Raw genomic sequence first — 7,468 nt, forward strand, 5'->3', positions numbered from 1 at the left:
GGCACGATGCCTGCGGCCACGGCTGCCGCCGCACCGCCGGATGAGCCGCCTGCGCTGTGGGCCAGACTCCACGGATTGCGCGTCTGGCCCCACAGTGAGGATTCGGTGGTGGTGGTCAGGCCGTACTCGGGACTGGTGGTCTTGCCGAAGATCAGCATCCCGGCGGCCTCGTAGCGCTGCACGATGGTGCTGTTGCGCGTTGCCGGCGGCGTGTCGGCCAGCATTCTTGAGCCGTTGGTGGTCAGGGTGCCAGTCAGGTAAGTGTTCAAGTCCTTGAGCAGCATCGGCACCCCGGCCAATGCTCCCAGCAGCTCGCTGCCGGCGTGGTGACGGGCCCTGAGCACGCTATTGGCATGCTCGTCGTGGCGCATGTTGACCGCATTGACCAGCGGGTTTACCGCATCGCAGCGCGCCTGGGCGGCGCTGAGCAGCATCCGGGGGGTCAGTTCGCCGGTTTTGACCGCCGCGACCATGGCTGTGGCGTCCAGCGCCAGATAGTCGCCGGTGGACAGTTGATAACGTTCATCGCTCATGTTCTACGACCTCGCATTAGCACCTGGGCCTGCGCTGCAAAGGACCAGGTGACGGGTATATACGGCTGGGGGCTGGCGCTTTAAAACAGGAAGTTCAGCGATTCCTGGAGCAACAGGGCATCGGAATGGATCGGCGTGAATACCGGGTTCTTGGTGTAGGTCAGACCGCTGATCAAATACACGCCGGGGATCAGGCGGGCCGCATAGGAAGCGGTTACCGCCAGGGTGTAGGGCGCCGCTTCCATGCCATAGCTCCTGGTCACGTCGCGCAGATCCTTGCTGTAGTAGCTCTTGGTCAGGCCCACGGCGGCCATGTCGGCAGGGCGGCTGGCGAACGGGCCGACATTGAAGGCACTGACCTGGAATGCCTTGTTGATGGCGTTGACCGAGTCAGGCGAGTAATCGAGTTTGCTGTCCAGATACCAGCCGCGGGCATCGCCGTAGGGCTTGGTCACCTGCACCGTCTCGGCCAGGTATACGCCGTAGTTGTTGTCCGACTTTTCACCGGTGGTGAACTCGGTGTAATGGCTGGTGTTGTACATGGCCCCTGCGCGCAGCCACATGGCGTTGGAGCTGGCCGACGGTGCCTGCTTGTAGCCGAACTCATTGATCAGCATGGCGCGGGCATCCGGCACCTTGAGGCGCAATCCGCTGGGGTTGAGGTCGACATCCTTCTGGATGCCTTCGGGGCTGACGCTGCGGGTCAGGGCGGTGCTGTTGTAGAAGCGCAGCGACGGGTCACGCACGATCACGTTGACGGTTGGGGTCGGCTCGGTAGCCGACATGCCGACCTGAAATGGCACCACGCTGCTTGGCCCCAGGGCGGCGGTCGAGGCACTGCCCCCCAGCGCCATGCCATAGAACAGGCGCACGCCGGGTATGAAGCCGTATTCCAGTTCCAGCTGGTGATTGAAAAAGGACTGGTTGATGGCAAATACCGAGACGGTTTTGACCCGCGGGTTGGCCGGGGTGTAGGTCGAGTCCACCCAGTTGCCGGCCAGTGTCAGCTGCGCGTCATTGGCAAAACCGATGCGGGTCAGATCGTAAGTCAGGTACAGGTTGAGCGACGTGTTGTAGCTGGGGTTCTGGCCGTTATACACCTGCTTTTTCGCGTTGTTGCCCAATACGTCATAGGTGTAACCGTTATACGAGGTGGCGGTAAAACCGATGCCATGCTCGGCCAGCTCCTTGCGCAGCCCCCACAGGTCCGGCTTGATCCGCGCGCAAATGGGCACGTTCTTGAAGGCCAGTTCGGCGCGGGTCAGCAGCTTTTCATACTGGGCACATTCGGGGGCAGCGGACGTGTCGGCTGCCAGCGCATGCTGGGTAAAAGCGAAGGCGGCAAGGCTGACGGCTAACGGATACTTTGCGTAAAACATAGTGAGAGTTTCCCATCCTTAACGTTTTGTTTTCAGGACGACGCCAAGTGCTTTGGTGGTCAGCAGTAGTACTGCATATCCGTGACCAGCGAATGGGGCCAGCGGGGACTATCGATAGGGCCAGGGGCTGGTAGTGCGACTACCGTGCGGGAGCCGGGGTTGTGGGAGCCGGGCTTGCCCGCGATGGGATCACTGCGGTTTGCCAGATGCAGCGCGTTGCCTGCATCGCGAGCAAGCCCGCTCCCACAGGAAGAGATGGCCCTGGGGTTGTGGGAGCTGGGCTTGGCGGCGATGGGGGCATTGCGGTTTGCCAGATGCACCGTGTTGCCTGCATCGCGAGCAAGCCCGCTCCCACAGGGAGAGATGGCCCTGGGGTTGTGGGAGCCGGGCTTGCCCGCGATGGGATCACTGCGGTTTGCCAGATGCAGCGCGTTGCCTGCATCGCGAGCAAGCCCGCTCCCACAGGGGCAACGCAGGCGCTGTTGTGGGGCAAATGGCTCAGCCGCGCACAACTGCAGGTCGTTTCGCGTGGGCGTTGATCACCAGTCCCAGCTCGCGAATGCCGGGGGCAATCAGCTCCTGGGCGATGGAGCCAAAGCCCAGGCGCAGGCAAGGCCGGGGCAGGGTGTCGGGCTCGACGCAAAACGCACTGCTCGGGTCAAACAGCACGCCCTTGGCCAACCCTGCGTAGTACAAGCTCAGCAAGTCGTGCTCGCCGGCCAGCTTGAGCCATAGCGTGGCGCCGCCGCTGGGCATGACAAACTCCGCATCCGGCAGCACTTCACGCAATGCGGTGGCCATCGCCCCGGCCCGCAGTTGCAGTTTTTCCCGGGCCTGTTGCAGCAACCGATCGTAGTGGCCTTGTTGAATAAACAGCGCGGCGGTGATCTGGTTGTTGCCCGGGATCTGGCGGATCATCAGCCGTTGCAGCTGGCGCAGTTGCTCGATCACCGGTGCCGGGGCAACGATGTAACCGATGCCCAGCCCCGGGGACAGCAACTTTGACAAACTGCTGAGGTAGATCACTCGCTCCGCCGGGTCGGTGGCCTTGAGCGCTGGCAGGGCGCGGCCGTCGTATTCGGTCTCGGGGTCATCATCGTCTTCGAAGATCACCTGATCGTGCATCTGCGCATGTTCAAGCAAGGCCTGGCGCCGGCCCAGGCTCATGGTCACACCGGTCGGGCACTGGTAGCCGGGTGTGCAATACAGATAGTCGCAGGCTGCCAGTGCCGGGGATATCTGCAATCCGTGTTCGTCGATGGGCAGCGAGACCATGTGCGCGCCATCGTGGGCAAAGGCATTGCGCGGATCGCGAAAGCCCGGTTCCTCGACCCCGACTACGCTGCCGGGGCGGGCAAACAGGCGCGCGAGCAGGTAAAAACTCTGCTGGCGGCCCAGGGTCAACAACACTTGATCATGGGTGGCGGCAATTCCGCGGCGCGGCAACACGCGGCGGATCAGTTGATCGATCAGCTGGCTGGCGCCGACGTTCTCGCCTTCCTGCCACCAACGATCCACGGCCTTCAATTCCAGTGCCTGACGGCTGCACTGGCGCCACTGGGTGAGCGGGAATTGCCGGGGATCGAACTGGCCGTAGATAAAGGGGTAGCGCACTTCGCGCCAGGTGGGTGGGCGGTCCATAAACGCCAGCGGGTTGCGCGCCAGGTGCATGCGCGAGGCCCAGTCAGGTGGTTGCGCAGCCTGTTCGGGCAGAGGCCGGGTGGTCTGTGTCGGAGTGATGGCGCCGCATACAAAAAAACCGTCACGGGGCCGCGAATCGACATAACCCTCGGCTACCAGGCGTTCGTAGACCAGTACTGCGGTATTGCGCGAAACCCCGGTCAGCATGGCCAGATCACGGCTCGATGGCAGCCGTGTACCGCCAGGTAAGCGCCCGTCGAGCATGGCCGTGACAAACGCGGTGCACAGCTGCACCTGCAGCGGCTCATCGTGCCTGCGCACTTTGGGCAGCAGCTGGCGCCACATCAAATCATGCTGGCTGGAGCGCATGGTCTATCCGGAAATCAGGTCGGGGAGCGCCACCCTAACCCAAGACTCTTTTGCAGGGCTATGTAGTCCTTGATCAACTGACCGTCACTGTGAACCCGGTCCTGTTCGGCGCGGTAGCGGGTGCGTTCGGCGTCCAGCCAGTCGAGCACGCTGCTGGTACCGGCGCGGTATCGCTGTTCGGTGAGGGTGGATGCGCGTACGGCGCTGGTTTCGACCCGGCCCAGGGTGCCCCTGCGCTGGCGTTCGTTACCGTAGCGGGCCAGTGCCACATCGGCATCGCGCAGGGCACCGAGCACGCTGCTGCGGTACCTGGCCAGGGCCTCGTCGCGTCCGGCTTCGGCCTGTTTGACCTGGGCCTGCACGCGGCCAAAGTCCAGCCAGTTCCACTGCAGATAGGGGACACCCAGGGCGCTGAGGTTGTCCTTGCGCAACAGATGGCCCGGCGCGCTGGCGCTGAAACTCAGGGAGCCGAACAGGCTGACCCTGGGAAATGCCGCCGCCTTGTGTTCTCCGATCTGCGCGGTGCTGGAAGCCAGCCGGCGTTCTGCAGCGCGGATGTCGGGGCGCTGTTGCAGCAACTGCGCCGGGTCACCGATATTGACCATGGCGGGCAGTGCCGGCAGCGCGGCTTCGGTGCCCAAACGGGTGTCCAGGGCGCCGGGCTCGAGACCGCTGAGCAAGGCCAGTTCGTCGAGGGATTCAATCACTTCCAGCTCCAGGGCGATGGACGCGGCACGGGTGGTTTCGACCTGGGTGGCGATGCGTTCACGGTCCAGTTCCGAGGCGGTTCCCTGGGCCAGGCGCTGCCCGGTAAAGTCCAGCAACTGGCGCTCAAGCTGTTCGGACTGGCGGGCGATGCGCAGCCGCTGTTGCTGGTCGCGCAGGCCGATATAGGCCTGGCCCACTTCAGCGGCCAGTTGCACATGGGCGTCGGCCAGATCCGCCTGTACGGCATCGGCTTCGGCACTGGCTGCTTCTACCGCGCGGCGGCTGGCGCCGAAAATATCCAGCTCCCAGCTGGCATCGAAACCGCTCAGGTACAGGTGGGTGGCGTCGGTCTGGCTGTCACCCGAGCCGGTGTAAAGCGCCGCTGCCGTGGCCGAGCTTTTGGGCATCTGGTTGCTGCGTTTTTCCGCCAGTCCGGCGCGGGCCTGGCGTAACCGCGCGGCGGCCGCTTGCAGATCGGGGCTGTGGCCCAGTGCACTGTCGATCAACTGGTTGAGCACCGGGTCATTGAGGTCGCGCCACCATTCGGCAACCTGTGGTGTTTGCGCCTGGGTGCCAACCACCTGACGGGTAAAGTCCCTGTCTTGCAGGTGGCTGTCGGGTGCCGCGTGATAGTCCGGGCCCAAGGTGCAGCCCACCAGCAACAACGGACCCAACAGGCTCAAGGGTTTGCAAGCGATCATGGTCAGTGTCCTGTGTTCAATGGCGTACCGGCAGGCGGTTTTTTTAGAAAGAGGGCGAGGGGCAGACACAAAAGCAAGGCGATGCCGAGCACGTAGAAGGTTTCGCTGTAGGTCATCACTTGCGCCTGAACCTGGATCTGCCCGGCCAGTTGACCCAGTGCCTGGAGCTGGGCATGGGCGAGATCGCCGTGCTCAGCGAAAAAGCCCTGGGCGGACGCTGCAAGCTGAGTGTGAGCTTCGACCGACTGTACGCTTACGGCATCGCGCAAGGTGGCGTCATGGAAGCTGCTGCGCCGCTCGATAAACGTCCCCAGCAGCGCCAGCCCCACCGAGCCGCCGAGGTTGCGCGCCATGTTGTAGATACCCGCAGCCTCACCCGCCTCGTGGGCCGGCACGCAGCTCATGGAGGCCTGATTGAGCGGCATCATCGCCATTACCTGGCCCAGGCCCAGCAGCAGTTGGGTGCGAGTGAAATTCTCGCCCACGCTGTCGGCGGTCAGCCCCATGGCCAACAGGCAACTGCTGGCCAGGCAACCGAGGCCAAGCATGACCATGATGCGGGTATCCACGCGGCCAAGCAGGCGTGGCAAAACAGGCATCATCAAAAACGCCGGCAAACCCGACATCAGCATCACCGCTCCGGATTGCTGAGCATTGAAACCGGCAATATTGCTCAGAAATTGCGGCAGTACAAAAGCCACGCAATACAGTCCGCAGCCCACCACAAATACAATCGCGATCACGCTGGCAAAGCGCGGATTGAGCAGGAGTTTCAGACGCACAATCGGCGTCTTCGACAGCCTCTGGGCAATCAGCAGCAAGGCGATCCCGGACACCGCCAGCAGGCTCAGGCCGATGATGTGCGAAGACTCGAACCAGCGCTCGCGATTGCCTTCTTCGAGTACCACGGTCATGGCGCTAAGGCCCACGGTCAGGCCGATAATCCCCAGCCAGTCGGCCTTGATAAACGCTTGCCAGTTGCTCGGGCTTTTTTTCAGACCCTGACTGAGCATCACCAGCAGCAAGGCGCACACCGGAATGTTCAGAAAGAAACACCAGCGCCAGCTGAAATTTTCGGTCAGGGTGCCGCCCAATACCGGGCCCAGCAGTGGCCCGAGCAGTACGATCAGGCCGAACATTGTCATGCCGATGGGCATTTGATGGCGCGGTAAGCGGGTGGCCACCAACACCTGCGCCGTGGGAATCATGGCCCCCCCGGCAAAGCCCTGGCCGAGCCGGCCAATGACCATCTGCGGCAAGGTTTCGCTAATGCCGCACAGGATCGAAAACAGACTGAACAGAATCGCGTTGCCGATCAGGAAATTGCGCAGCCCGAACACCCGTGTCAACCAGGCGGTTAACGGGATCATGACAATTTCAGCCATCAGGTAGCCGGTCGAGATCCATGTGCCTTCGGTGCCAGAGGCGCCAATCTGGCCCTGAATCTGAGGCAGGGCGGCGTTGGTGATGGAGATGTCCAGCGTGGCCATCAACGCGCCCAATGCGCCAGCAAAGACCACAATCCAGTCGCTGGTACTGGCATTTGCCCGGGGCGGTTGCAGCGCTGCGGATGCAGCAACAGCACTAGCCACGATGGGTGTCGACGTCGACAGTGGCCGACAGCCCCGGCATCCACTCAATGCCTTTATCGGCAGAGGGGTTCAGGCGAATGCGCACCGGCACCCGCTGTACGATCTTGGTGAAGTTGCCGGTGGCGTTGTTGGACGGCAGCAGGGCGAACTGTGAGCCGGTACCGGGCGACAGGCTTTCAACCACACCCTCAAATTTTATCCCCGGCCAGGCATCGATATGCACCGCCACGGTCTGGCCGGGGTGCATGCGCTCGATCTGGGTTTCCTTGAAGTTGGCGGTCAGGTAGACCTCATCGAGGGGCACTATGGTCATCAGGCGCGTTCCGGGTTGCAGGTATTGGCCCACCCGCACCGAGCGGCTGCCGACGCGGCCGGCCAGGGAGCTGTAAACCACGGTGTCCTGTTCATCAAGCTTGCTTTGGCGGGTGCTGGCCTGGGCGCTGGCCAGTTGTGCACGGGCTTGTTCAATGGCAGCGCGCTGGGTGTGCAATTGGCGCTGGGCAACGTTCAGTGCCGCCGCCTGGGCAGCCCGCCTTGCGCTGGCC

Annotated in this window: 6 protein-coding genes; all 6 read right to left on the bottom strand. The window is 63.1% G+C overall.

Going from position 1 to position 7,468, the window contains the following annotated elements:
• On the bottom strand, positions 1-533 hold a 533-nt coding region (locus GHO42_RS01060), incomplete at its 3' end, for an amidase family protein (protein WP_256671095.1).
• An 80-nt stretch (positions 534-613) separates the two neighbouring features.
• On the bottom strand, positions 614-1,912 hold the full coding sequence (locus GHO42_RS01065; protein WP_095001509.1) for a carbohydrate porin: 1,299 nt from the start codon (positions 1,910-1,912) through the stop codon (positions 614-616).
• A 498-nt stretch (positions 1,913-2,410) separates the two neighbouring features.
• The gene (locus GHO42_RS01070) at positions 2,411-3,922 is read right to left on the bottom strand and encodes a PLP-dependent aminotransferase family protein (RefSeq protein ID WP_095001507.1); all 1,512 of its coding nucleotides are present in this window, start codon (positions 3,920-3,922) and stop codon (positions 2,411-2,413) included.
• Between the two features lie 14 nt (positions 3,923-3,936).
• Positions 3,937-5,331, bottom strand: a complete 1,395-nt coding sequence (locus GHO42_RS01075) for an efflux transporter outer membrane subunit (RefSeq protein ID WP_095020355.1) — start codon at positions 5,329-5,331, stop codon at positions 3,937-3,939.
• Positions 5,332-5,333: 2 nt separating this feature from the next.
• Positions 5,334-6,923, bottom strand: a complete 1,590-nt coding sequence (locus GHO42_RS01080) for an MDR family MFS transporter (RefSeq protein WP_095001505.1) — start codon at positions 6,921-6,923, stop codon at positions 5,334-5,336.
• A partial coding sequence (locus tag GHO42_RS01085; protein WP_153384078.1) for an HlyD family secretion protein occupies positions 6,916-7,468 on the bottom strand: 553 nt, incomplete at its 5' end. The genes GHO42_RS01080 and GHO42_RS01085, both read right to left, overlap by 8 nt.

Source organism: Pseudomonas sp. FSL R10-0056, assembly GCF_009600105.1.
Taxonomy (GTDB): Bacteria; Pseudomonadota; Gammaproteobacteria; order Pseudomonadales; family Pseudomonadaceae; genus Aquipseudomonas; species Aquipseudomonas bubulae.